We start from the raw sequence: 24941 nt of genomic DNA on the forward strand, positions 1-24941 counted from the left end.
GGGTCCACGCTTCTGTTCATCAACGTTTCTTCACATGCCTGCAGTCGACCGCCCCGCCAATCAGCCGGGGGATTTTCTCGTTGACTACGAGGAAAAAGTTTTTCCTGACGTCAAGGCTGAGCCGGGTGAAAAGGCTCTGGTCACATTCCATACCGTTGCCTTCGAAGGATCCATCGGTCTGGTGAACCTTCTGCAGGCCAGTCGTCTGATCAACAAAGGCTTTGAAACCTCAGTGCTGCTCTACGGTCCTGGTGTCACTCTCGGGGTGATGCGGGGTTTTCCGAAGCTTGGTGATGCCGCCTTTGACGGCCATCTCAACTTCAATGCACGCCTTCAGAAATTCATGGATCAGGGCGGAAAGGTCTACGCCTGCCGCTTCGCACTTCAGGCGCTTTACGGCCATGGTGAGAAGGCCCTGATGCCAGGGATCACGCCGGTCAATCCTCTCGATGTGCTCGACATCGTGCTGATGCACCGCAAGGAAGGCGCCTTCATCCTCGACACCTGGACGCTCTGAGCCGGAGCTGATCCCTGTCATGGTGACCACTGTCAAAGTTGCCGCCGCTCAGATCCGTCCAGTGCTGTTCAGCCTCGACGGATCTCTGCAGAACGTGCTCAAGGCCATGGCCGATGCGGCGGCCGAGGGTGTGGAGCTGATCGTCTTTCCGGAGACATTTCTTCCCTACTACCCCTATTTCTCCTTCGTCGAACCACCGGTTCGCATGGGTCGCCCCCACCTGGCTCTTTACGACCAGGCGGTCGTCGTGCCGGGTCCTGTCACCGATGCAGTCGCGGCCGCTGCCCGTCAGCACGGCATGCAGGTGCTTCTCGGAGTGAACGAACGCGATGGAGGCACGCTCTACAACACGCAGCTGCTGTTCAACAGCTGCGGCGAGATCGTTCTCAAGCGACGCAAGATCACACCCACGTATCACGAACGGATGGTCTGGGGGCAGGGCGACGGTGCCGGGTTGAAGGTGGTGCCCACCCCCCTCGGCCGCATCGGTGCGCTGGCCTGCTGGGAGCACTACAACCCCCTGGCCCGTTACGCCCTGATGGCTCAGGGCGAGGAGATTCACTGCGCCCAGTTCCCCGGTTCACTCGTCGGTCCGATCTTCACCGAACAGACCGCGGTGACGATGCGACACCACGCCCTGGAGGCCGGCTGCTTCGTGATCTGCTCCACCGGGTGGCTTGACCCCGAGGATTTCGCGTCGATCACGCCGGATACGTCGCTGCACAAGGCCTTTCAGGGGGGCTGTCATACCGCGGTGATCAGTCCGGAGGGCCGTTACCTGGCCGGACCACTGCCCGATGGCGAGGGCCTGGCCATCGCAGAACTGGATCTGGCTCTGATCACCAAGCGCAAACGGATGATGGACAGCGTCGGCCACTACAGCCGGCCGGAACTGCTCTCGCTGCGCATCAACCGCACTCCGGCCCTGACCATGGACGACATGCCGGTCGAGCCGACCGCCTTCAGCGAGGAGCTCGACTATGTCTGATCTGGGCCGCCTCGTCACGGAACTGCAGGTGAAGGGTCTGCGGGCAGAGCCGTTGAACGGCAATCAGGGGCGTCGGGGTGGAGCCGGCCCCTCGGATCACCGCGCTCTCGAGATCGGTGGCCGCACGGTGATGGTGCCTGTGTACAACAACGCCTCCGAGGCGTCGCCGTATCATCTCGATGCTTCCCCGGACGGTGTCGCCCTCAGCGGTCCGGGCGATGCCTCCCTGGCCCAGGTCGCCGCCACCGATGAACCGGCGTTTTACGGGCTCAGCACCGCGGATGGCATCCCCTACCGCTCGATCGCCCTGCTGCACAGCCGGGATGTGCTCGCCACAACGCTGCTGCAGACCTGCATCCGCTTCCGCGATCGCTCGCAGTCCTGCCAGTTCTGCGCGATTGAGCAGTCGTTGGAGGACGACGCGACGCTGGTCCGCAAGACCCCCGAGCAGGTGGCCGAAGTGGCCGAGGCGGCGGTGCGTCTCGATGGCGTCAGCCAGCTGGTGATGACCACCGGCACGCCCAACGCCGATGACCGTGGTGCCCGGCTGATGGCGGAGACGGCGGCCGCGGTGAAGCGCCGGGTCGATCTGCCCATTCAGGGTCAGTGCGAGCCCCCCGATGATCCGATCTGGTATCAGCGGATGAAGCAGGCCGGCATCGACAGCCTCGGCATGCATCTGGAGGTTGTGGAGGCGGACGTGCGTCGCCGCATCCTGCCCGGCAAGTCCGAGATCAGCCTGGAGCGTTACTACGAGGCGTTCGCCGATGCCGTCGCCGTCTTCGGTCGCGGTCAGGTGTCCACATATCTTCTGGCGGGCCTCGGAGACAGTCGGGACGCCTTGATCGACTGCAGTCGCCGCTTGATCGAGCTGGGTGTCTATCCCTTCATCGTTCCCTTCGTGCCCATCTCCGGAACGCCCCTGGAGCATCACCCCGCTCCGGACACCGGCTTCATGGTGGATGTCTACCAGGCCGTCGCCGACCTGCTGCGGAAGGGGGATCTGCGTTCGGAGCAGATGGCCGCTGGATGTGCGAAGTGCGGTGCCTGTTCGGCTCTGTCGTTGTTCGAGCAGGCGGGCTGATCATCATGTTGTGTCTTGATCCCAGCAGTGGAGGCATCGGCAGGAGCGTGAGCTCGGCCCCGCGACTGTTCACGCCGTCGGTGCGTGCCGGAATCGGCGTTGATGCCGACGATTTCCAGTTGTCTCCGACGGCCTGCTCGGATCGGTTCTCGTTCCATCTGCTGCGTGCTGACTCCAACCTGATCCGCGGTTACTGGCGCTTGCGGCGCAGCATCTTCTGCCGTGAGCAGAACGTGTTCGAACGCTCCGATCGCGATGAACTCGATGCTGTGGCCTGGCCGATCGCGGCCCTGCAGCACGGTCCTCCCTCCCCGGATGCGGATGACGATGTTGATGTGGTGGGTGTGGTCCGGATCGTCGAGACCGAACCGCGCCTCTGGTACGGCGGCCGGCTTGGTGTGCACAGTTCCTTCCGCCGCCACAATCAGATCGGCAAGGGCCTGATCTGGAAAGCGGTCACCACGGCGAACGGCTGGGGATGCGACCGTTTTCTGGCCACGGTGCAGCTGCAGAACGTGCGCTTCTTCAAGCGATTGCACTGGACGTCGATCGAGGAGCTGGAGATCCGTGGCATCCGCCATCACCTGATGCAGGCGGACCTCAGCTACTACGTTCCGGCCAAACAGCAGCGACCGTCCCTGCAGCTGGCCGCATGAGCCTGCTGTCGCTGGCGGAAGAGCTGCGTTGTCAGAGCGGTCTGCTCGCCAAGCGGGACATCCGCCCGGCGGCTTCGGTGTTCAATCACGTGCCGTTTCCCCATCTCGGCAAGCCGGGCCGGTTGGGCGACGATGCCGCCCTGTTGCCGGCTCAGAGCGGGCAGCTGTTGATGGCCTGCGAGGGCATGCATCCCGCTCTGGTGGTCGAGGATCCCTGGTTCGCGGGCTGGAGCGGCGTGCTGGTGAACCTCAGCGACATCGCTGCGATGGGAGGGCGACCGCTGGCTGTGGTGAACAGCGTCTGGACCGCGGGGCCCGATTCGCTGCAGCGTCTGCTGGAGGGGATGAGCAGCGCCTGTGACCGCTTCGCGGTGCCGATGGTCGGTGGCCATTCCAATCAGCAGAGCCCCTACGAAGCGCTGTCGGTCGCGGTGCTCGGTGTGGCGGAGGGGCCTGTGCTGTCGGCCCGGTCGGCGTCACCCGGGGATGAACTCTGGCTGCTGGTGAACCGGAGCGGTCGCTTCTATCGGCACTACCCCTTCTGGGATGCCGCCACGGCGGCGAGTCCCGGTCTGCTGCGCTCTCATCTCAGCCTGCTTCCGGCGCTCGCGGCCGATGGCATCGTTCATGCCGCCAAGGACATCAGCATGGGCGGACTCTGCGGCACGGCGGTGATGTTCGCGGAATCCTGCGGTTCTCCCATCACCCTGGAGCTCGATGCGATCGAGCGACCTGATCAGGTGGATGAACAGGCCTGGCTCCGCTGCTTTCCCAGTTTCGGATATCTGCTGGCGGTGCGTCCGTCGATGACCGGCAGGTTGCAACGGATGCTGCAGGGGGATCCGCACCTGATCTGTTGCCGGATCGGATCCTTCGGCAGCGGCCCCTGTCGGGTTGCGTTGCAGCGTGAAGGTGATCAGGAACTTCTGTGGGATGGCAGCGAAGGGCTGACTGGCTTCGGCTGTGACTGATGAGACAGCAGCGGCGGATTTGCGTGATGCAGGATCCTTTCGGTCAGGCCTGATGAATGCCCGAAGTCCGTTTTGAGCTGGAATGGCCTGATGGTCAATCCAGCACGTTGTATTCACCTTCCACGGTGATCCTGCAGTACCTGAAAGCCGGTGATTCCTTCCGGGTTTCTGAATTCGAATCGCTGGGCGTCAAGGCCCTGCGGGCCGCATCCGAGCGGGTTCGAGCCCGTTATGGATTCGCCTGTACACGAACGGATGAGGAGGAATCTCAGCTGCTTCAGTGGGTTGCCCGCTACAGCCCTGATGCCAGCGTGCGTGTGATCAGCCAGCTGCCCTGACTTTTTTTAATCCCATGACTGGAAAACCACCGTTTCCACCGTTCACGCTGGAAACCGCTCAGCAGAAAGCCAGGATGGCGGAAAATGCCTGGAACACCAAAGATCCAGAGAAGGTTTCGCTGGCCTACACCGAAGACAGTTTCTGGCGCAATCGCAGCGAATTCATCCACGGCCGGGATCAGATCCTTGCTTTTCTGAAGCGCAAATGGTCTCAGGAACTTGATTACAAGTTGATCAAGGAGGTGTGGGCCTATGCCGGCAACAGAATCGCTGTTCGATTCCAATACGAATGGCATGACGATTCCGGACATTTCTTCCGGTCCCATGGCAACGAAAACTGGGAGTTTTCGGAGACCGGTCTGATGCGTCGCCGTGAGGCAAGCATCAACGATGTGTCGATCAAACCGGAGGATCGCCGATTCACCTGGGGTGATGGACCCCGGCCGGATGACTTCCCCGGTCTGACCGAACTGGGCCTCTGAGTGTGAATTTTCAGCGTCACCCGCTGCCCCAGGCGATTGATTCCATCGCTCACCTGCGGCTGTTCGTTGAACATCACGTTTTCGCGGTGTGGGATTTCATGCTGCTGCTCAAGGCTCTGCAGCAGCATCTCGCTCCATCCGGTGCGCCCTGGGCTCCGCCGCCGCACCCCAGGATTGCCGGGCTGATCAACAGCCTCGTGGCCGAGGAGGAGTGCGATTGCCTGCCGGATCATCTCGGTGGCCCGTTGCATCTCAGCCACTTCGCCATCTACCGGCGGGCGATGGAGGAAATCGACGCCGACACCAGCGTGATCGATGCCGTTCTCGTTCAGGCGATGGCCGGAGATCTGCACGGTTCCGTGTGTCACCCCTCGATTCCGGATGCGGCACGCCGATTCCTGCGCACCACCCAGGACCTGATCCGTGCGGGCGAGGTGGATGCCCTCGCTGCGGCCTTCACCTACGGCCGGGAGCTGATCGTGCCTGATCTGTTCCGTTCGCTGCTGGCGCGTCTGCGTCTGATCAATCTCCCCTGCCCAACTCTGTGCTGGTACCTCGAGCGCCACATCGAGCTGGATGGAGACATCCATGGCCCCCTGGCCGAGCAGATGGTTGAGGCACTCATCGGTTGCGATCCCATGGCACGCGATCGGGTGGAGCGGGTGCGATCACGGGTGATCGACGATCGGCACTGCTTCTGGGACGCTGTGCAGGCTCAGCTGGCGAATCCCGTCGCCGTCTGATCTGATTCAGGCCCGGCCACCGCGGGGCGTCTGGCGCAGCATCTTTTCCCAGTGGCGTTGCCAGCTCTGTTCATCACCGATGCCGGCGAGCAGCTCCACCTCACCGGGGGAGTGCTGCAGGCGGAGTTTCCACGCACTGATGTCGTCGGCCTGATTGATCCAGAGCCGCAGCACATCCTGATGAATTCTGTCTGCATCCCATTGGTGCTGGAGTGCCACCTCCTGTGACCAGATCACCAGATCATCCAGATTGAGTGGTCGGAAGCCCATCAGATTGAGCCCGGTGAGCTGCTCAAGCTCAAACCGGCGCAGAACATCTCCCAGCCCGAAGAAGTGAAGCAGGATCATGCATCTTGTCACTCGTTCCGTTCGAACGTACGGGTTTTTTCTCTGGGAAAAGGTTCGTGTTGATGATCTTTACTCACTCTTGATTGCGCCCTCTCGTCATCACTTCCAGCTAGCACTCTCATCCTCAGAGTGCTAACTGATCGCTGCTTGTTCCGGTCAGGGGATGGCCAGGGCGGTTCCCTCGCGGCGCGGGTCGGCAGCCCCCTGCCAGCGGCCGTCGATCCACTGCAGCAGGGCGGTGCCGCTGCCGAGGCGTTGCCGTCGCATCGGTTGATCGTTCAGCATCAGTTGATCGGTGGCGACCGGCCAGGGCAGGGGCGGATCCTTCTCCACCGCCAACCCCGAGCTGCGCATCGAGAGATGCGGCAGTCCCACGGCCCGCGCCGGTGGCTCCTGCCACACCAGTGAGGCCAGCAGCACCCGGCTGAGCACGTTGGGGATGCTGCGTCCTCCCGGGCTGCCGACCGACAGCACCGGTTTGCCGTGGCGGAACACGATCATCGGGGCCATCGACGACACCGGGCGGCGCCCGGGCCGGCGGCGGTTCGCCACCGGGCGGCCGTTGATCGCGGGTTGAAAGGAGAAGTCGGTGAGCTGGTTGTTCAGCACCATCCCCGCCACCAGATGGCGGCTGCCGAACACGGTCTCCACCGAGCTGGTATAGGAGGCAAGGTTGCCCCGGGCATCCACGATCGCCAGGTGGGTGGTGCCCTGTTCGCGGCCCTGATCCTGCAGCGCGAAGGGATAACGCGCCATGCCCGGCGGCAGTCCCGGGGCCGGACGCTGGGCTGGGGAGGCCTGCATCGCTGCGCTGCGGGCCTGGATGTAACGCGGATTCAGCAGCGCCCCGGTGGGGATGGCGCCATCGATCGGATCGTGCACCCAGTAGAGGCGATCGGCATCGGCCCAGGCCTGGGCTCGCGCCAGCTGCCGCCAGGTGTGGGGATCGGATGCATCGGTCAGCTCCTTGTCCTGTTCCAGCAGCGCCAGGGTCTGCAGCACCGCCAGCCCACCACTGCTGGGTGGCGGCATGGTGCACAGCCGGTGGTTCCACTGCTGCCTGCAGAGGGGTTGGCGGCGTACCACCGCATAGGAGCTGAGGTCGGCAGCAGTCCAGCCGCGGAAGCCGGGCTGCAGGGTCTGCAGGGCAGCCATCCCCGCCAGGATCCGCTTGGCCAGAGCCCCGTCGTAAAACGAGGGGCCACCGTCGTTTGCCAGCAGCTCCAGGCTGCGCGCCAGGGCCGGGTTGCGGAACAGCTGGTCGGCGGGAGGGGGTTGGCCGCCGGGCAGGTAGAGCGCCTGGAAGGCGGGGCTGTGGTCCACGCCGATGCGTTGAGCGATGCCGAGCGAGCGGCGCAGGCGCGGGCTGGGGCGGAAGCCATCGCGGGCCAGGCGGATAGCCGGTTTCAGCGTGGTGGCCCAGGGCAGGCGGCCGTGCTGCTGATGGGCCTCCCAGAGCAGAGCCACGGTGCCGGGCACACCGATGGCCTCAAGGCGGCTGGTGGCTTGCCGCCAGGGCAGCGGTTCGCCGGAGGGCTGCAGCAGATCGCCCGGTCGGCTGCGCTGCGGGGCGATCTCGCGGCCATCGAGCACTTCCAGCTGCTGCTGCCGGGCATCCCAGTGCAGCAGAAAACCACCGCCCGCCAGGCCGGAGCTCTGGGGCTCCACCACCGCCAGCACCGCCTGGGCGGTGACCAGGGCATCCACCGCGGAACCGCCGGCATTGAGAACTGCCAGGGCGGCCCGGCTGGCGCGGGGATTGGCGGTGACCACCACGGCCGAGCCGACGGCGGTGGAGATGGCGGCACCACCGGGATCGGATGATTCCGGATCGTCGCGGCTCACCGGTGGTGCGCCAACGGCGGTGCTGCCGATGCAGAGGCTGAGGATCAGCAGCAGGGCGCGGAGCATCAAGGTGGTGCTGGATCAACCCTGCTTAGCTTGTGCGCCTCGACCGGCGGCAGGGCTGAATGATGGCGGTGCAACACCGATCAACGGCCGGCCCTTCGCACGTGGTGGTGATCGGAGCCGGCTGGGGTGGCTGGGGTGCGGCCAAGGCCCTCTGCCAGGCCGGTGTGCGGGTCACGCTCGTGGATGGGCTGGCGGATCCCACCGGCAGCACGCCGCTGACCACCGCCAGCGGCAAACCGTTTGAAGCCGGCACCCGCGGCTTCTGGCGGGATTACCCCAACATCAATGCGCTCACCGATGAACTCGGACTGAGCAACGTGTTCACCGACTTCACTAGCAGTGCCTTCTGGTCGCCCCAGGGGCTGGAGGCCACAGCACCGGTGTTCGGTGATGGGCTGCAGCTGCCCAGTCCGCTGGGGCAGGCGTTCGCCACGATCAGCAACTTCAAGCGACTGCCGGTTGCCGATCGACTCAGCATCGCCGGGCTGCTGGTGGCGATGCTCGATCTGAACCGCAGCCCTGCGGTGTACGCGCGCTACGACGCTCTCGATGCGCTCAGCCTGTTCCGGCAGCTGCAGATCAGCGAGCGGATGATCGATGAATTCCTGCGGCCGATCCTGCTGGTGGGCCTGTTCAAGCCGCCGGAGGAGCTGTCGGCGGCGGTGACGATGGAGCTCCTCTACTACTACGCGCTGGCCCATCAGGATTCCTTTGATGTGCGCTGGATCAGGAGCCGGAGCATCGGCGAGCAACTGCTCGCGCCGTTGAGCCAGCGGCTGGGCCGCGAGCATCAGCTGCAGGTGCTGGGGGGCACCCTGGCGGCTCGTTTGAACGTCTCCCCAGAGAACGGGGCGATCGAATCGGTGCAGACGCGATCGCTGGCCACGGGTGAGACGGGGTTGATCGACGACGTGGATGCCGTGGTGCTGGCGGTGGGGGCTCGAGGGCTGGGATCGCTGATGGCGGCATCCCCGGAGTGCGCCGCTCTGGCACCGGAACTGCTGCGGGCCGGCGAGCTCGGCGCGATCGATGTGGTGTCGGTGCGGCTGTGGCTGGATCGCACGGTTGCCGTTGCCGATCCCGCCAATGTGTTCTCGCGGTTCGAGGCTCTGCGCGGTGCCGGGGGCACCTTCTTCATGTTGGATCAGCTGCAGGGCGAAACGCTGCAGGAGCTCTGGGGCAATCAACCGGTGCAGGGGTCGGTGATCGCCAGCGACTTCTACAACGCCAGTGCCATTGCGGAGTTGAGCGATCAGGCGATCGTCGACTGCCTGATGCAGGAACTGCTGCCCCTGGCGCAGCCGACCTTCCGGGAGGCGCAGGTGGTGGATCAGGAGGTGCGGCGTTATCCGGGATCGGTGTCGTTGTTCTCGCCGGGCAGCTTTCAGCAACGCCCGCCGCTGGAGACCTCCATGGCGACGGTGGTGTGCGCCGGCGACTGGGTGCGCATGGGGGAGCGGGAGCACGGCGCCAAGGGCCTCTGCCAGGAACGGGCCTATGTGTGTGGCCTGGAGGCGGCCAATTCGCTGCTGCGGCGCGGGGTTGTGCGCGGAACGGGCTCCGGCGAACACCGGGTGATTCCGATCCGCCCGGATGAACCGCAGGTGGTGCTCGGCCGGGCCCTCAACAAGCTGGTGATGGATCCTCTGGAGGCGGTGGGTCTGCGCTGGCCCTGGCTGGCGGGGTCCGGATGAGCCGGCGAGTACCGGTTGTCGGTTTCAGGCGTTTTTGCTGAGTGCCATTCATGCATCTCTCGCTAGCGTCGATTCAGTGAAGGGTTGTGAGTGATGCAGATATTGGAAATGGTCACGCTTGTTCTGGTGGACCTCGCGCTGATGGTTTATCTGGTTGAAAAGGGATCGGGTTTTGTGCGGGAGCGCCGCAAGATCACGCGTCTTGTGAATCGTCATCCCGAGATGAGAGGTGTCCATCCGGAACAAGACGATCTGTTCGTGTTTGAAAGCGACGATTGCCTGAAGGATTTTGTTCTGCAGAACAATGAGCCTGGAATGGATGAACCGTTCTACGTTCCAGACGACGAGCTGGATCAAGACTGAGTTAGCGTTCACCCCCACAAGTGCCACGGCAGTAACCCCAGCCGATGAATCGCCAACGTTTCAGAGGCTTGTACCTTCAGAACACGGGCCATCCGCTGTGCTTTTCGTTCGTCACGTATACGCCGCAGACCAGAGACCAGATGGTGTCCTGCGGTGATCTGAGGGCGGACGATGAGTATTTTAGCCCGGTGCTGTTTGATTTTCTGCTGTTCGTTTCCGAGGGCATTCTTGGTTGCCCGCCTGATGCGTCTTTCCCGTTTGGTTATGACGATTTGGCCATTGCCGCGTCACGAATCCGGGGAACCGGTGTGCAGCATGAGTATCTGATCGCTGTGAATCAGGTTGCGTGGAACGACGACAAGCAATCCGTTCTTGATCGGCTGAGAGAGATCCTGTCGAGAGCGTCGTGGGATGGGGCTCGCCTGAGCCGGCGTGATGATCATCAATGACATCGTGGATTCACCCCTGCGTGATCCCCTTGGCCAGCCCAGCTGATCCTGATGTGAACCTCAAGCGGGCCCTGGAGCAGCTGGGCCAGAACGAAGCGGCGGTGGCCGAGGCGATCAACGAAGCCCGGGCTGAACAGTCCCGCACCGAGCCACCGGTCTCCGGCCCGGAGTTGCTCGCGCGCATCGATGAACTGGCAGACCAGCGCTCACTCGACAGCCAGGACGCCGCATTGCTCTGCCATTGGCCCGATGCCGCCTCGATCGGCCAGGCCTGGTTTGCGCTCAAGCACCCCGGCCAGAGCGTGCCCAGCCCGATGCTGGTGCTCGATGCCTATCTGGTGGGGGCACCGCCGTTTCTGAGCAAGGCCCAGCGTGATCAGGTGAGCGACTGGTACCGCAGCAAGGTGTCGGCCAATGCCGAGTACACCGCTGCGGTGACCGGTGCGGCCAAGGCCTTTGTGCTGATCGGTGATCTCAACGCCAGTGCCGCCGGCATGGCCTGGCAGACGATCATTCCTGATCTGCTCGCGCAGGGCCACGATCTGGGGTTCAACGTCACCAAGGAACAGGTGACGGCGGCGGCAGCCCGTTGGATCGTGGCGGTGGCCGACACGTTCACGCCGCCATCGCTGGACTGAGGATGCCGAGTGATGCTTCACGACGTGCCTGCTCTGGCCCAGGGGTTGATCAGCGGCAGGCCAAGGGCGTCGAAGTCAGCGGTGTTGCGTGTGGCCAGCTGTCCGTCATGGGCGAGAGCCGTGGCGGCGATCACGGCGTCGGCGGTGCTGATCGGGCGTGCCATGCGCTCGCGATGGCTCACCAGGGCTGCATACCAGTGCGCTGCTGCGCTGTTGAACGGAAGCACTGGGAGCTGGAGTACCTCAGCAACGAGGCTGCTCCAGCTCCGCTGGAGTTGCTCCTTGCGCTGGGAGTCGGGCAGGCGGGCGATGCCGTGCAGGATTTCGGCTTCATTCATGGCTGTGATGGCGACGGCTTCGGCACTGAGTTGATCGGCCCAAGCCATCACGGAGGCTGCCGGCTCTGGCTTCATCAGTTCCGAGAGCACATTGGTGTCGAGAATGATCACGGCTCAAGCTTCGGCGCTGATGGGCTGTCGTTTCGTGAGGGCAGATCCAGCTCGAGGCTCCCAAGGCTTGCGAAGTGGTTGTGGATGCGTGATCCCAACCCCTCTGTGGTTGCCGCTGGTTTCGCGGGTTCAACCACCTGGCGAAGAATCTGGCGCACCTCTTCCTCCATCGAGTGCCCGTGCTCGGCGGCGCGGCGCCGGAGTCGATCGCGCACGGCGTCGTCGAGGTTGCGGATCGTCAGGGTGGCCATGGGGCGAGGATTGCCTGCAGTGCTGTCATTGCTGTCAACGCTAGCGATGGCCATGGGGTTTGATCGGTTGCTCCCTGCCATGCCTTCATGCCCTGGCTGTCTCACTCCATCAGGTTTGCCGGCACCCAGATGGCAGCGGTGGCATCACCCAGGCCAGTGGTTCGGCCTTCGAGGTGTTCGATGCCGATCCAGGCGCAGATCAGGGCATCGAGCATGTCTTCCACTGGCTTGAGCGAAGCCAGTGTTGTCACCTCGGAGGGCTGAGGCAGGCTGAGAGGAATGGCGCTGATGCGCTGGCTGAGGGCCTGGTGGATGGCGGTGAACTCAGCCATCAGGCGTCTGATCCGTTCGGCAATCGGTGGTTGCTCCGCCCTCCAGTACTGCGCCGAGCGGCTCACCTTGTAGGGCACGCGGTAGTTGCGGTTGAGCAAGGCCAGCAAGGCCACATGGGGGTAGCACTCGATCAGGGCCGGTCCTTGGCGAGCCGTAGTTGTGGTGTGCAGGGCAACGCCGAGTTCGGCGAAGCGTTTGCGCAGTTGATCGGCGATGGCACCGGGACGTTCGGCTGATGGGCTGTGCACGGCGCAACCCTTCGGCCCGAAGCGGCTGGCGATGGCGGTGTCGGCGGCCCTGCGGCTGGTGATCGGTGTGGTGGCCAGGGGCATATCGACCGACACGCAGTCCACCGGCAATCCGCCCAGTCGGCGGCAGGCCGCCAGCAGTGCGGCGGGGTTGGGTTCACTGCCCTGCGCTTTCCGGCTCCCATTCCAGGCTTGGCCGGCGGAGAGGGCGAGAAAGGCGTCGTAGCTCGGGGCCAGCGCCAGGCATCGCCAACCCTCAGCAGCCTGTTGCACCAGGGCCACACCACTGGGGTTGTGGGCCGTCCAGGCAGCGTCGATGCCCAGGACGCAGTGGCCGTTGTCTGGATCAGGTTGGTTGGCCATCCAGGGCCCAGGGATTGATGAGTGGTGAGTCGGTGGCCACTGCTCCAACACTTTGCAGCGTCCCGAGGTGGCCAGGCGCCATCACGCCTTCCTCCATGTGAAGGAATGCATGAAGTACCTATTGATTTTCGAGAGCAGAGGAGTAGAGATAAATCAGCGATACGGAGAGAGATGGTCACGATCTGTTCAGGTTTTTTTGATCTATGCATCCCACTCAATGCATTGGACAAGGCTCAGCCCAGTCAGGCTGATGAACCCAGGCAAGCAATGAAGTCTCAGCACGATCTGTACTGGGAGGAGCGTTGCGACAAATCACCGACTGCACCTGGATGCAAGATTTACGACGACTGAGCGCAGGACTGATTTCCGCGTTGAGACGATCGGGGCAATGCAACGAATTGCCTTCATGCCATACAACAACTCCAGGCTGATCTGCCTGGGGTTGTTATTGGGATTTTGTCAAGAAGCTGTTTCTTGCTTGGCTTGCAATCGGACTGGAAGCCAGAAGATCGCCTTTGCCAGGGTAAAGCAAAATGGTGCAAGACTTTTGCTGATAACCGCATTCATTGACGTCATGACGCGTTGAGTATTCAAACGTAAAATCTCATGAAAAACAAAATTGTCGTACTCGACACGAATGTGCTTCTCCATGACCCTGAGGCTCCACACCGCTTCGGAGATCTGAGGGTTGTGATCCCCATGCAGGTGGTGGAAGAAATCGATCGCTTTAAAAAAGATCACTCTGAAAAAGGCAGGAATGCCCGGCGGATTTCAAGGCTCCTGGATTCCTATCGCGCTCGCGGAAGCCTCGCTGATGGCGTTCCAATCCAGGGATCTGATCAGGGAATATTGCAAGTGATTTTCTGCCAGACCCAAGCCCTCAATGAATTACCGGCAGAGTTGCAGGGTGGGGGTGGTGACAACAACATTCTCGCGGTGGCCCTGGAGCAGATGCGATGCAGCGGGCTGAAAGAGGCGCCAGAGGTCGTCTTGATCAGCAAAGACATCAATCTGAGAATCAAAGCCGATGCGGTGGGTCTGCAAGCGGAGGACTACATCAACGACAATGTCTCGATTGATGATTTGTACACGGGCTTCCGTGAACTCAGCACCGATGCGGAGACGATCAAGAACCTGCATGACGAGGAGCAACTTTCACTGTCAGCAGTAACAGATGCCGAGGGGCAGCATCTCCAGGCCAATGAAGGCGTCGTGATGGTGGATCAGCACAACGACAGCCACAGCCTGCTTGCCCGGCATCAAGGCAACAGCAACACCATCAAGCCGCTGCACTGGCTGAATCGGGCTCATTTGGGACGCATCAAGGCGAGAAACCGCGAGCAAAGCTTCGCGCTTGATCTGCTGCTGGATCCATCCATCGCCCTGGTGACTCTGGTGGGCAAGGCAGGCACAGGCAAAACGCTGCTGGCCCTGGCTGCCGGCTTGCACCAGGTGGCTGATACCCATCAATACGCACGCCTTCTGGTGACGCGTCCGCCGATCTCACTCGGAAAAGACATTGGTTATCTGCCCGGCACGCTTGAGGAGAAGCTCGGGCCCTGGATGAAGCCGATCATCGACAACATCGATTTCCTCACCGGTGCTTCACCTGGTGAGGATGCTGACCAGACGAAAATACAGCGGCATCGGGAACCACGCAACGCCTGGGCTGACCTTCAAGGCATGGGCTTGTTGGAGGTAGAAGCGATCAACACCATTCGTGGTCGATCGATCCCCAATCAGTTTCTGGTGGTGGATGAGGCGCAAAACCTGACTCCCCTGGAAGTGAAGACGATCGTCACGCGGGTGGGTGAAGGAACAAAGGTTGTGTTCACCGGTGATCCCTATCAAATCGACAACCCCTATGTGGATGCAGAAAGCAACGGTCTCACCTGGTTGGTGGAAAAGCTCAAGGGTCAGCCTCTGGTGGGACACATGACCCTCACAAAGGGAGAGCGGAGTGAACTGGCTGAACTGGCTGCCAACATCCTCTGATTGAAGACGAACAATTGATTTTTTCAACACATGCCTGGATTCAATGATCAATCCAATGGCGAGCAAGCCAATCTGGATGCCATTCTGAAATCATCGACCTACCGAATTGCCCATGAAGATCCTGATTTGTTGAACAGCAATGCCATGCGCGGTGTGCGCATGCTGCTTGAAATCACCAAGCCTGATCTGGATCTGGAAACAGCTGGTGTGGAATCAACCATCATTGTTTTTGGCGGCGCCAGAATTGTCGATCGAGAGACTGCACTCAAGGGATTGGAGGAAGCAGAGCGATGCCTGAGCGAAAACCCAGGCTCATCAACGTTGAAGCGACAAGTCGCCCACGCTGAACACCGCGTCGTGTTGTCTCGTTTTTATGATTTGGCCCGAGAATTTGCCCGCCTAGCCTCCCAGCATGGCCAGGCGAATCACAAACAATGCCATGGATGCGCATCGCATGTGATCGTGACCGGCGGTGGGCCGGGAATCATGGAAGCAGCCAACCGTGGCGCCTTTGAAGCCGGTTGCCGTTCCATCGGGCTCAATATCACTCTCCCGTTTGAACAGCACCCCAATCCCTACATCACGCCTGATCTTTGTTTCCGGTTCAATTACTTTTCACTTCGCAAATTTCACTTTGTGATGCGTTCCGTCGGGGCCATCCTGTTTCCAGGGGGCTTTGGCACGCTTGATGAGCTCTTTGAGCTCCTCACCTTGCGGCAGGTCGGCACCAAGGGGAGCATGCCAATCGTGCTGTTCGGTACAGAGTTCTGGACCAAACTTGTGAACTTTGACTACCTCGCCGAGATGGGTTTGATTTCAAATGATGATCTCGATCTGATTCATTTTTCAGACACGGCAGAGGAGGCCTGGAACTTCATCCGCAGCCAGACGCTGGCTGAGCCTGAGAAAAGCTGAACAAGACTCAGATGGAACCCGATTCGAGCAGGTGGTCCATCAAGGCTGCATAGAGCTGTGTCTTCATGTTCCACAAACAGGCCTGTTCGTTGGCGTCACCGCCGGGCCAGTTGATGTAGGCCTCGGAGACAACCCTGTGCAGAACACGCAGAGCGTCCGTTTCCATCGAGATGGTGGTGATTATTTGATTGTCTTCCATGGCTCACTCGGGTGGAGAGGAACTGAATTCAGAGGCCCTGGGATTGGCGCACGATCCAGGCTGATGCGGCTTGCTGTTGTTTCCATGCCACCAACAGTTCTTTGGCGATGCTGCGCAGGGCTGGCACATCATCCGAGTTGTCGATCTCGCGTGAGAATTTTTCGATTTCAAATTTCTGGCCCAGAGTCAACGCAATCGGTTCCATCAGCTTGTGGCGTCGTGAGCGGAACGTACCCCAGAACTTCTGCTGCAGCAAATCAAAAATGTAGTGTTTGCAACCGATTGGAAGGAAGAATGATCAGCCCAATACATTTCCTCCGTTACAGAACATTTCTGAATGCGGCTGATCACTCGGATCGCCAAGGCTTATGGCTTTAGAAAACCTTTGTAGGCCTGGCTCTGATGCATTTCTCCTGGGAAAAACATCGAGAATTATCTCGGAATGTAGCTGTTGCGTCAGACAGCAACCAGGGAATGGCCCTCGCTCTCATGGGTATTGCATTGACGATGCTGGCTACGGATCTTCTGGTCCACGAGCTGCAAACCTCAGCCTTGCCGACCTCGAGATCCTGATGGTTCTGCAGGTCTGAGCTCAGATTGATCCCTTCGATCTTGGCCCGTGATTGTGTTCGGTCAGCCCAGGCTGATCAAGGAGATACCTGCAACAAACAGCAGAACGGACAGCAGAAACAAGCCTCCAGTCATCGGTAGCCGTCCTTTTTGATTGATTGCATCCCCTGGTGTGCAGCCCGGCGCCCCAGATCCCAAGCTGCTTGGGCGATGTTTTTGATCGCATCCTTGGCGGAGCTGCGAACCCGGCGAGGGCTGCGCTGCATGGCATCGGGCCAGGATCCTTCCGGCCACCGCGGCATCCGGCCTGTGACTCGGTCACCAAGTTGAAGCAGGGATCGTCGCAGCTGGCCGGCCACAGCTCTCAAGCAACAGCATCAATCTGCTGGCGCCACGGCAAGGGTGCAGTGCCCAATGACACCAAGGGCGTCTGGTGCCTTGATTCGTTCCTTGGAGTTGGTTGATCAGGCCTGCTGATTTCCCGCCATCACCAAGACCAACAGTTCGGCCATCGAGCGTCTCTCCCACCAGCTTGCGCGAAGCCATTGTTGTCAGCTCGGATGGCCCTGAGTCCGGCTTTGATGTCACCGAGTGGCTTCATCCTTCTTTGGTTGCTTGGTCTCTGCGTTCTCCACTCAGGGGAGAGATAGCTGAGTGGTTGATCCGTTCAAAGCTCAGACAGGGCTGAATCAAGGCCATCGATGACGGCTGCCAAGAACGGCAGATCCAGGGTTTCGATCGTGTCACTCATCTGGTGGTAGTTCGGATTCCGCATGAACGACGTGTCCGTCACCATCAGCGCGTCGTAACCGCGATCCCAGAAGGGGCTGTGGTCGCTGAGCCTCACATCCGGCACATCACGGCCTGCTCTGGGCACCGGCAGCGCCTTGGTGATCACGTGTTGGCCCATGGCATGGGTGAGCTGAGTGAGCATCAACGCAGGCCCCGCATTGCCCACCAGTGCAATGAAATCACCGCGGTCGCCGTACACAGCCCGCATGGCGGGATGGGGGTAGTTCTGCTCTTCGCTGGTGTAGGCCAGCATCTCCAAACTCACCATCAGCTTCAGGGGCTGTTGGTCTGTGCGGAGCTTCTCGGCCAGTGCGGCACTGCCGAGCATTCCCCATTCCTCCAGATCGAAGGCGACCAGCCACACCGGTCGCCGCGGTGGATGGGCCGACCAGCGGCGTGCGAGTTCAAGCAATGCGGCCACTGCGCTGGCGTTGTCGTCGGCACCGATGGAATGCAGCGGGCCGTCGTAGTGCGCTCCAACCAGCAGGGGCTTCAGCGTCGGCTGACGTCCGGGCAGCTTGAGGATGAAATTGACACCGTCTTCACTGTTGCTGATGAAGCGATGCTCCTCGACAGGTCCGATGGAGGCAAGCGATTCACGAACATGGCTGCGCACCGTCATCAGACCCAGCGGATCCCAGCGCGCGTGCCGCGGGATCGCGATGGTGGTGAGGTCTTGAAGGCTTGTTGGAGTCAGCGCTGCCATGCCGTCAGTCTGCGATCCGATTCTCCTCTTGCCCAGGAGTCGGCAACTCCCCCTCGCGCACTCGCCTCAGCACCTCGCGCGATACCGCGAGCTTGATGGGGGCGGTGGCAACTCCCTTGGCTTCTGCTGCCAAGCGTTTGCGAATCGGAGCAGTGTTGTCAGCAGGCATGGCTCCACTGTTCTGAAGTGAAAGCGGAAATACATCCCTGAGTTGAGGGATCTGATCGCATTGACTGATCCCTCAGTTAGGGGAATCTTCGCTCTCCTCCCACACGTTCACGCTTGAGCGCAGGGCTTCGCGGCGCAGGTTCTTGCGGCTGAGGTTGCGATCCTGGTGGAGCATGGCGCGGCGTTGCTGGATGGCGTGGCGTTCGGTGTTGATCGCGGCGCTGCAGGGCATGGAGGCCAGAGACTCGTCGATGGCCGTCAGGCATTGCTCAGCACCCTCAAGATCGTCGGCATCTATGGCCTCGATGGCGCGCTGACGGTCGCGGTTGGCCTGCAGAAGGGCGAATTGTTCCGCCACAACGGGGTCCACCTCCATCTCGGCGATCTCAGCAGCGGGCATAACCGGCAGGCTGAGCATCTCAACCTGGCTGTGGCGTTCGGATTCGCCGGGTTGCTCCCAGGCCAGACGCAGGCTGGCGATGTCTGCATTCGCAGTCCAGGCCGGCAGTTCGATCTTCACCGCCACGTGCAGTTCCTTTCCAAACCTGAGGTTGGGCAGCTGCCAGTTGCCGAAGGCGGTTTGCGGGAGGTCGTTGAGAACGTCGTTCAGTTCAGCGCCATTGCGGGTGCGGATGCCAAGGCTGATCCGCTGCGCTGCGGTATTGGTGAGGCCGGAGAGCTCGTTGGCATAGAGATCCGGCAGCTGTTTGGGGTCGTCGATGAAGGCAAGCGTTCCGTCGCCACCGCTGGCGATGGCACCCATCAGGTCTTCATCAAAACCATCACCGAGCCCGAAGGCACTGGTGCTCACGCCGTGCTGGCTGAGGCCCTGCACCTGCTGGGCAATCGCCTCTTCTTCCGTGATCCCGTGGTTGGTGTGGCCATCGGAGAGCAACAGCACCCGATTGAGTGCCTGGGGGTTGAGCTGCTCGGCGACCTGCATCGCCCCCGTGCGCCATCCCTGTTGCAGGTCGGTCATGCCACGGGCCCGAATCGTGTTGATGGCATGCACGAACAGCTCCGGATCATGCACCGGCATTGAGGGCACCAGCAGTTCGGCTTCGTGATCGAAGACCACGATGGCTAGGCGATCGGCGGGGCTGAGCTCGCGCGCCAGAAAGCGGGCGGCTTTGCGGGCCTGGCTGAGGGGTGTGCCGTCCATTGAGCCGGAGCGGTCGATCACCAAGGCCAGGTTCAGCGGTGGGCGGCTGGTGCTGGTGGTTGGTGCTGGTGTTGGCACCACGCTGATCAACAGATCCAGGCTGCTGGCGGCATCGCCGGCGACGGCGGGGCGCAGGGGGCGGAAACGCAGTGTTGGGGTTGGCATTGAGGTTGTCGTTGCGGTTGGGCTCAGGGGTTGGTTTGCTCGATCTGGTCCGACAGGGATTGATTTAGCTGTTGCAGCCAGCGCTGGCGGCGTGGACCTGGCGGTGGGATCGCTGCGTCATCACTGAGATGCAGTTCGACGCCTGGCGCGAGCTCGAAGCGCTGCCAATGGCTGGATCCGGTTGGGATCGATGACAGGCGGCGGCGCGAAGGCGAGCGGCTCAGGGAGGAGGTTGCGGGTAGCTCCTGCAGGTAGGCGAGGGCTTTGTTCTCTTCGATCAAAGGGGAAGACATGGCAGCTGCCATGGCAGCGGGGGCTTCTGGCAGCAGGTCAGCCAGTTGCGCATCGATGTCGTTATCGCTTGCGGCGGCCAGTGGTGCGATGGCGGAGAGGCTGAGACCGCGCTGGGCCAGGGAGCGGATCAGCAGCAGTTGCCGCAACTGGCGTTCGCCGTACACGGCGTGGCGGCCATCACGACCGGGTCGATCAATGAGTCCTTCGGTGGCATAGAGGCGGATGGTGCGTGGGTTGAGGACTTCCCCAAGTTGGTCGCTGGCTTGCGCGAGCAGCTGATCAAGGCTGTAGCTGAAGGGATTTGGATCCATCTCTTGATCATGTGCACTTGCAGTGCAACTGTCAATGAGTAAAGGCTGAGCGTTGCTCCGCTGCTGCTTCTGGGTGGGCGTGAACGGTGACGGGAGCTTCAGATTCGGCCTTTGTGATTCATGTCGTATCCCTCAGTTGGGGGATTTCTGCGGCCGGAATGATCCCTTAGTTGGGTGATCCCAGGGCTGATTGCTGGCTTCATCCACAGCCGGGTGTTCAGCAAGGGCCGCAGCAGTGCTGGCTCCGGTGAAGCGCGTTTGCTGGAGGAGCGGCTGCTGAAGGCCGATCAGGGGCTGGCGCAATTCAGCCAGCAGCTGGAAGCGCAGAGTTCAGAGCTGCGCGCTGCGCAATAGCAGGCCCAACAGGCCAGTCAACAGGCAGCGGTGAGCCGCACGCAACTAGAGGGAGTGAGCCAAGAGCGGGATGCGCTCAAGGCTGGCCATGACTCCGCACTGGCCGCCATGGATCAGCTGCGCCGTGAGAAAGAAAAGCTCACGGCAACGATGGCGGAGGTGGCTGAGAAGCTGCGCAGTCAGGAGAGCCAGACCCAGTTCCTCGAGCAGGCCCGATCTGATCTGCTCACCCAGTTCCGCTCATTGAGCGGCCAGATGCTGGATGGCTCCCGCGAAGCATTGCTCAAGAGCACCAAGGAAACGGTGAGTGAGCCATTTGCCAAGGAAGTGCTGCAGTTGCGCCAGCAGGTGGAGGCATTGCAGAAGGATTCCAACGCCAAGCTCACGGTGCTGGCGGAAACCACCCGCGATCTGCGTCAGCGCAGTGAAGACGTGCAAGGCGCAGCCCAGCAGCTCACCTCGGCGCTGCGTTCTCCGAATGTGAAAGGGCAGTGGGGCGAGGTGAACCTGCGCCGGATCCTGGAATTTGTGGGCTTGATCGCCTATTGCGACTTCGATGAGCAGGTGCATGTGGGCACCGATGAAGGTGCCTATCGGCCCGATTGCGTGATCACGATCCCAGGCTCACGCCGCTTGATCGTGGATTCCAAAGCACCGATCGAGAGCTATCTCGATGCATTGCAGGCCACTGATCAAACCCAGCGGGACGCAGCACTCAATGAGCACTTGAAGAAGGTGCGCAGCCACATCGATCTGCTGAACAAGAAGGATTACGCCGGCAAGCTCAGTGCCCTGGGCCAGGTGGTGGATGGGGTGGTGCTGTTCATCCCGGTGGAAGGTGCCCTCTCGATGGCCTTGGAGCGGGATCCGCAGCTGCTGGAGTACGCCTTCAGCAAGAACATCATCCTCACGTTCCCTACCAGCCTGCTGGCGATCCTGAAGGGATTGGCGATGACAATTCAGCAGGCGGAGATCGCCAAAAATATCGATGATATTCAGGCGCAGGCTGTGGAGCTGCACAAGCGCTTCTCCACCTTCATCGACAAGTTCAACGACATCGGTAGCCAACTGAACCGCTTGAACAAGAGCTTCAATGCAGCGGTGGGTTCAGCGCAGAGCCGGTTGTTGCCGCAGGGCCGGCGTTTTGCGGAACTGGCAGGGCAGAACGGTGAAATTGATCTGAGCGATCAGATCGATGAGGTGGTGCGGGAGATTCAGGCGGGGGAGTGATCTCAGCCGTTATTGGCGTTACGTCGACTGACCTGATGCTGCCGAAATCGTTTGCAAGAGCTCTTCTCTACTTATTGATGTTTCCCCTGTCGCGAGCTCTTCCATAGCCTTTGTTGGAAACAACGGACTCCCCGGCACCCACAGCTCGCAGCTGTCGCTGTTGTCCTCGTAATAGGAGGCATTGCAGGTCACGCGCATTTCTTCGTCGAGGCCGGGTTGGGTCCAGGCGAAGTCGTATTCACCGATCGGACGAGCGCTGCAGCCCGGTGGCAGCAGCGACGGCTGTCTGAGGATCGCTTCGAGATCAGCCAGGGTGAGCGGTGAATGCTGCAGGCTGTTCACCACTTCACGGATGGCATCAAGGTCCTGAAGGACATCATCAAGATCGAGGCCCTTGATCTCGGACTCCTGCTCAACAGCTGCCACCGCTGATGCCCTCGCCTTCTCACGCTGATCACGGCTAACGAGGGTGGCCTGGGAGATGGAGCTGGAGGCCTTGGCCAGGATCGGCTGCAGCTTGCCCACCACCTGCTCGAACATCGCAATTCGACCTTTCAGCGCCCGATACACATCGGCCTCCACAGTTCCATCGAGATGCAGGTTCACGATCTGCATTTGCTCATGGGTCTGGCCAATGCGGTCGATACGGCCAATGCGCTGCTCCACACGCATCGGGTTCCACGGCATGTCGTAGTTGATCAGTGCGCCACAGAACTGGAAGTTCAGGCCCTCGGCTGCTGCATCGGTGCAGAGCAGGATCTCGGCTTTGCCTTCCTTGAAGCCCCGTTTGGTGGCCTCGCGATTCAGGGCTTTCCAGACCCCGCCCCTCTGCAGGATCTCTCCTCCGCGGCCGGTAAAGGCCATCAGGCTGGTGCGCTCTGCGCTGATCAGCAGCTGCTTGAGGGCATCGACGGTGTCGGTGTACTGGGAGAAGACGATCACCTGTTTGTAGCCCTGGGCCTGCAGTTGCTCGATGGCCTTGAGGAACTCGGCCCCCTTGCTGTCGTGGCCGACCAGGGGCCTGGCCTGATCGAGCAGCACCCCGATGGCTTCGAGTTCCCCTTGGAGCGAGGGCTCCTGGAAGGCGCTCTGCATGCCCTCCAGGTCGAAGGTCTGCTCTCCGCTGATGTCGTCGTCTTCTGCGGCCGCCGCGTCTTCCTCCAGCTGTTGCTGGTGGCCAGCCAGGCGCTTCTCCAAGGTGGAGACCAGGGCGGCCACGCTGCTGGCGAGGCGGCGGCGGTAGATCGTCATCACGAAGCCCACTGCCGATTTCTTCTGGCCTGTTGCCTGGGCGTATTGGGTGGAGATGAAGTCCTCCACAGCGTCGTACAACGCACGCTCCTGCGGCGTGCTCTCCAGGAAGCGGTCGTCCACGTGGCGAGTTCCGATGGCCAGATCCATCGATCCCTGCTGCTTGTAGGCCCTCAGCAGGTTGCGGCTATGACGGGAGATCAGCCCCTGCACAGGGGTCCAGCGCTTCGCCATAGCCAGCGAGGCCTGGCGGATCTCGACACTGAGATTGCGGCGGGAGAGGGGGTCCCTGTCATTGAGGGCGCGCAGGGCCTTGCGTTTGCGCAGCGGCGACCTACGCAGCTCTTCCGGCATGGCATTGCCCGGTGCCTCGCCAAACGCCGACACACTGCTGCGCCACAACCCAGCCAGGTAGGCCAGTGTTGCCTCATCCGGGTTCTCCTTTTCCACCCACTCGAAGAACCTCTCGAAGGCGTCTTCGGTCCACTCGGGGGGCATGCCTAGCAGGGCGAGCAGGTCCCACACTTCCAGCTCATTCACCTGCATGGGTGTGGCGGTGAGAAGCAGCAAGCCATTGGTGCGCTGGCGCAGCTGCTGCATGAGCTGCATCAGGGTGTTGGGGCGGAGGCGCTCGCCACCGCTGCTGCTGTTCTCCCGACGGGTTCGGGCGTGGTGGGCTTCATCGAGCACCACCAGGTCGTAGGGCTCGGCTTCCAGCAGATCTTTGTGGCGTTCGCGCCGCCGCATCAGGTGGCTGGAGACCAGCACGTAGGGCTCTGCTGTCCAGCTGTTCCGGTCCACCGGCCTGGAGAGCCCAGTGGGACGGAAACGGGTGGGTTGCCAGTCGAGTGTCTTGCCGCTGTAGATGGGCCAGTCGAGGCCAAACTTCTCGCGCAGTTCCCGCTGCCACTGCTTGAGCACCGACGCAGGTGCCATCACCAGCATGCGACGGGCCCGGCCGCTTAACCAAGCCTGACGGAGTAACAGGCCGGCCTGGACCGTTTTGCCGAGGCCCACCTCATCCGCGATCAGCAGCCTGGGCGGCCACTGCTGCCAGAGGCGCTGGAAAGCGCGCTGTTGGTGGGGCCAAGGAGTGACAGCACTGGTGCCTTCACCGACCCGTTCGGCTCCGGGCAGATCGCTGGCGGCGGCCTGCAGCACGTAGCTCCACACGATTCGGCGCCGTTCATCGATGTCGGGAACGATCTCAACGACGGGCTCTGGCTCTGGTGCTGGCAGATCGTTGAGGAAAGGTTTGAGGCGACGGGGCAGGGCCTGCTCAGACGGCGCATAGATGGCCAGTTGCTGGCGGATTGCCTCAGGGAGGGTGAAGGTGCGGGCGCCGGCGTCCTGGTTTTCCCAGAGCCGCAGAAAGCCGGCCTCCAGATCATCAATGGTCTCGACACCACCGGGCTTCCAGGAGCAGAAGGTCTGGATGGTTTCGAAGTTGCTGGTCCAGCCGTTGGGGGTTTCGTTGACGCTGCCACTGAAGCCCAGGCGATCGCCGTGGAGGTCTTCCACCACGCCCTCTTTGGCGTGGAAGATCGCGCCGTCATTGACGATGTGCCCGTCGATGAGGGGCAGCCCTACGCGGATCTCCAGGTGGCCCCGGCTCACCAGCCACGCCAGGAGCTCGGCCCCTAGAGCGACGTCACCTTGACCACCCGGCTCAACACCCTCGAAGGGGAAGTGGGTTGAGAGGTGATCGGTGAGAACAGTTTCAGAGGGAGTTCCGGCTGCCAGAGCAGCGATGTCGGCTTCGCTTAGGAACACGCCGGTGATCAACCGCATCTGGCCGCGGCCCAGGCCATCAGGTGACGCAGCCACCAGGTTTTCCACCCCCTCCAATACCTGAAGCAGGGAGCGGCTGGTGAAGTAGCCGGTGACGCGCCAGTAGCGCACGGCATCCATCAGGGCCGGTTTGTAGAAGCCCTCCAGCAGGCTCTCCAGGGAGCTGCTGAAACGCCCTTTCCAGGTGTGATCGGCAAGGCCGGCCATGGCTG

General features: G+C 61.8%; 28 protein-coding genes. 16 read left to right on the top strand and 12 right to left on the bottom strand.

Going from position 1 to position 24941, the window contains the following annotated elements; all coding sequences use genetic code 11:
- Positions 1-34: 34 nt before the first annotated feature.
- Genes KR49_RS00835 through KR49_RS00870 form a run of 8 tightly spaced genes read left to right on the top strand, consistent with a single transcriptional unit; the run spans position 35 to position 5779 of the window.
- Positions 35-517 (top strand): MSMEG_0572/Sll0783 family nitrogen starvation response protein, encoded by a 483-nt coding sequence (locus KR49_RS00835; protein WP_006041142.1) that lies wholly within the window; start codon positions 35-37, stop codon positions 515-517.
- A 19-nt stretch (positions 518-536) separates the two neighbouring features.
- On the top strand, positions 537-1505 hold the full coding sequence (locus tag KR49_RS00840; protein ID WP_043690745.1) for a Nit6803 family nitrilase: 969 nt from the start codon (positions 537-539) through the stop codon (positions 1503-1505).
- On the top strand, positions 1498-2589 hold the full coding sequence (locus KR49_RS00845) for an MSMEG_0568 family radical SAM protein (protein WP_043690748.1): 1092 nt from the start codon (positions 1498-1500) through the stop codon (positions 2587-2589). Before KR49_RS00840 ends, KR49_RS00845 begins: the two co-directional genes overlap by 8 nt.
- Positions 2590-2594: 5 nt before the next feature.
- The gene (locus tag KR49_RS00850) at positions 2595-3245 is read left to right on the top strand and encodes an MSMEG_0567/Sll0786 family nitrogen starvation N-acetyltransferase (RefSeq protein WP_084187908.1); all 651 of its coding nucleotides are present in this window, start codon (positions 2595-2597) and stop codon (positions 3243-3245) included.
- Positions 3242-4216: a sll0787 family AIR synthase-like protein gene (locus KR49_RS00855; RefSeq protein WP_043690751.1), complete on the top strand. Its 975-nt coding sequence runs from the start codon at positions 3242-3244 to the stop codon at positions 4214-4216. The genes KR49_RS00850 and KR49_RS00855 overlap by 4 nt, the downstream gene beginning before the upstream one ends.
- 56 nt (positions 4217-4272) lie before the next feature.
- Positions 4273-4554 carry an MSMEG_0570 family nitrogen starvation response protein gene (locus KR49_RS00860; RefSeq protein ID WP_043690753.1) on the top strand — a complete coding sequence of 94 codons (282 nt, stop codon included), beginning with the start codon at positions 4273-4275 and terminating at the stop codon, positions 4552-4554.
- 14 nt (positions 4555-4568) lie between these two features.
- Positions 4569-5036 carry a nuclear transport factor 2 family protein gene (locus KR49_RS00865; protein WP_043690754.1) on the top strand — a complete coding sequence of 156 codons (468 nt, stop codon included), beginning with the start codon at positions 4569-4571 and terminating at the stop codon, positions 5034-5036.
- A 2-nt stretch (positions 5037-5038) separates the two neighbouring features.
- The gene (locus KR49_RS00870; RefSeq protein WP_043690756.1) at positions 5039-5779 is read left to right on the top strand and encodes a DUF3050 domain-containing protein; all 741 of its coding nucleotides are present in this window, start codon (positions 5039-5041) and stop codon (positions 5777-5779) included.
- 6 nt (positions 5780-5785) lie between these two features.
- On the opposite strand, the gene KR49_RS00875 is transcribed toward KR49_RS00870, so the two are convergent.
- Positions 5786-6127: a hypothetical protein gene (locus KR49_RS00875; protein WP_043690758.1), complete on the bottom strand. Its 342-nt coding sequence runs from the start codon at positions 6125-6127 to the stop codon at positions 5786-5788.
- Between the two features lie 156 nt (positions 6128-6283).
- Positions 6284-8038: a gamma-glutamyltransferase family protein gene (locus KR49_RS00880; protein ID WP_043690759.1), complete on the bottom strand. Its 1755-nt coding sequence runs from the start codon at positions 8036-8038 to the stop codon at positions 6284-6286.
- A gap of 62 nt (positions 8039-8100) precedes the next feature.
- Here KR49_RS00880 and KR49_RS00885 point away from each other — a divergent pair, with 62 nt between their 5' ends.
- From KR49_RS00885 to KR49_RS00900, 4 genes are all read left to right on the top strand, one after another.
- Complete coding sequence (locus tag KR49_RS00885; protein WP_043690760.1) at positions 8101-9732, top strand: FAD-dependent oxidoreductase; 1632 nt, start codon at positions 8101-8103, stop codon at positions 9730-9732.
- 126 nt (positions 9733-9858) lie between these two features.
- Positions 9859-10095 carry a hypothetical protein gene (locus KR49_RS00890; protein WP_253912780.1) on the top strand — a complete coding sequence of 79 codons (237 nt, stop codon included), beginning with the start codon at positions 9859-9861 and terminating at the stop codon, positions 10093-10095.
- Between the two features lie 44 nt (positions 10096-10139).
- Positions 10140-10544, top strand: coding sequence for a hypothetical protein (locus KR49_RS00895; RefSeq protein ID WP_043690764.1), 405 nt, complete (start codon positions 10140-10142; stop codon positions 10542-10544).
- A gap of 20 nt (positions 10545-10564) precedes the next feature.
- The gene (locus KR49_RS00900) at positions 10565-11182 is read left to right on the top strand and encodes a hypothetical protein (RefSeq protein ID WP_253912845.1); all 618 of its coding nucleotides are present in this window, start codon (positions 10565-10567) and stop codon (positions 11180-11182) included.
- A 17-nt stretch (positions 11183-11199) separates the two neighbouring features.
- Here the strand turns inward: KR49_RS00900 and KR49_RS00905 are convergent, their stop codons facing one another.
- From KR49_RS00905 to KR49_RS14350, 4 genes are all read right to left on the bottom strand, one after another.
- Entirely contained in the window at positions 11200-11631 is a 432-nt protein-coding gene (locus tag KR49_RS00905) for a type II toxin-antitoxin system VapC family toxin (RefSeq protein ID WP_043690766.1), read from the bottom strand.
- Entirely contained in the window at positions 11628-11936 is a 309-nt protein-coding gene (locus tag KR49_RS00910) for an Arc family DNA-binding protein (RefSeq protein WP_216725504.1), read from the bottom strand. The genes KR49_RS00905 and KR49_RS00910 overlap by 4 nt, the downstream gene beginning before the upstream one ends.
- A gap of 47 nt (positions 11937-11983) precedes the next feature.
- Positions 11984-12826 (bottom strand): DUF429 domain-containing protein, encoded by an 843-nt coding sequence (locus tag KR49_RS00915; protein WP_043690769.1) that lies wholly within the window; start codon positions 12824-12826, stop codon positions 11984-11986.
- Between the two features lie 459 nt (positions 12827-13285).
- Positions 13286-13567, bottom strand: coding sequence for a hypothetical protein (locus tag KR49_RS14350; protein ID WP_253912882.1), 282 nt, complete (start codon positions 13565-13567; stop codon positions 13286-13288).
- Here KR49_RS14350 and KR49_RS00920 point away from each other — a divergent pair.
- Together KR49_RS00920 and KR49_RS00925 are read left to right on the top strand one after the other, a co-directional pair.
- On the top strand, positions 13466-14821 hold the full coding sequence (locus KR49_RS00920) for a PhoH family protein (protein ID WP_253912846.1): 1356 nt from the start codon (positions 13466-13468) through the stop codon (positions 14819-14821). The two genes, KR49_RS14350 and KR49_RS00920, sit on opposite strands and share 102 nt — an antisense overlap.
- A 30-nt stretch (positions 14822-14851) precedes the next feature.
- The gene (locus KR49_RS00925; protein ID WP_043690772.1) at positions 14852-15736 is read left to right on the top strand and encodes an LOG family protein; all 885 of its coding nucleotides are present in this window, start codon (positions 14852-14854) and stop codon (positions 15734-15736) included.
- Between the two features lie 7 nt (positions 15737-15743).
- Here KR49_RS00925 and KR49_RS00930 read toward each other — a convergent pair whose 3' ends face one another.
- From KR49_RS00930 to KR49_RS00955, 5 genes are all read right to left on the bottom strand, one after another.
- A complete protein-coding gene (locus KR49_RS00930; RefSeq protein WP_162176145.1) occupies positions 15744-15902 on the bottom strand; it encodes a hypothetical protein in 159 nt (52 codons plus the stop codon).
- A 61-nt stretch (positions 15903-15963) separates the two neighbouring features.
- Positions 15964-16140: a hypothetical protein gene (locus KR49_RS14160; RefSeq protein ID WP_173402110.1), complete on the bottom strand. Its 177-nt coding sequence runs from the start codon at positions 16138-16140 to the stop codon at positions 15964-15966.
- 1032 nt (positions 16141-17172) lie between these two features.
- Positions 17173-18003, bottom strand: a complete 831-nt coding sequence (locus KR49_RS00945) for a M20/M25/M40 family metallo-hydrolase (RefSeq protein ID WP_052378116.1) — start codon at positions 18001-18003, stop codon at positions 17173-17175.
- A gap of 241 nt (positions 18004-18244) precedes the next feature.
- Positions 18245-19498, bottom strand: coding sequence for a VWA domain-containing protein (locus tag KR49_RS00950; RefSeq protein WP_052378117.1), 1254 nt, complete (start codon positions 19496-19498; stop codon positions 18245-18247).
- 23 nt (positions 19499-19521) lie between these two features.
- The gene (locus KR49_RS00955; protein WP_043690782.1) at positions 19522-20103 is read right to left on the bottom strand and encodes a MerR family transcriptional regulator; all 582 of its coding nucleotides are present in this window, start codon (positions 20101-20103) and stop codon (positions 19522-19524) included.
- Between the two features lie 174 nt (positions 20104-20277).
- On the opposite strand from KR49_RS00955, the gene KR49_RS14355 reads away from it, so the two are divergent.
- On the top strand, positions 20278-20457 hold the full coding sequence (locus KR49_RS14355; protein WP_253912781.1) for a hypothetical protein: 180 nt from the start codon (positions 20278-20280) through the stop codon (positions 20455-20457).
- A gap of 30 nt (positions 20458-20487) precedes the next feature.
- Entirely contained in the window at positions 20488-21687 is a 1200-nt protein-coding gene (locus tag KR49_RS00960) for a DNA recombination protein RmuC (RefSeq protein ID WP_253912782.1), read from the top strand.
- 18 nt (positions 21688-21705) lie between these two features.
- Here KR49_RS00960 and KR49_RS00965 read toward each other — a convergent pair whose 3' ends face one another.
- The gene (locus KR49_RS00965) at positions 21706-24936 is read right to left on the bottom strand and encodes a DEAD/DEAH box helicase (RefSeq protein ID WP_052378118.1); all 3231 of its coding nucleotides are present in this window, start codon (positions 24934-24936) and stop codon (positions 21706-21708) included.
- Positions 24937-24941 lie beyond the last annotated feature (5 nt).

This window comes from Synechococcus sp. KORDI-49 (genome assembly GCF_000737575.1).
Classification (GTDB): Bacteria; Cyanobacteriota; Cyanobacteriia; order PCC-6307; family Cyanobiaceae; genus Parasynechococcus.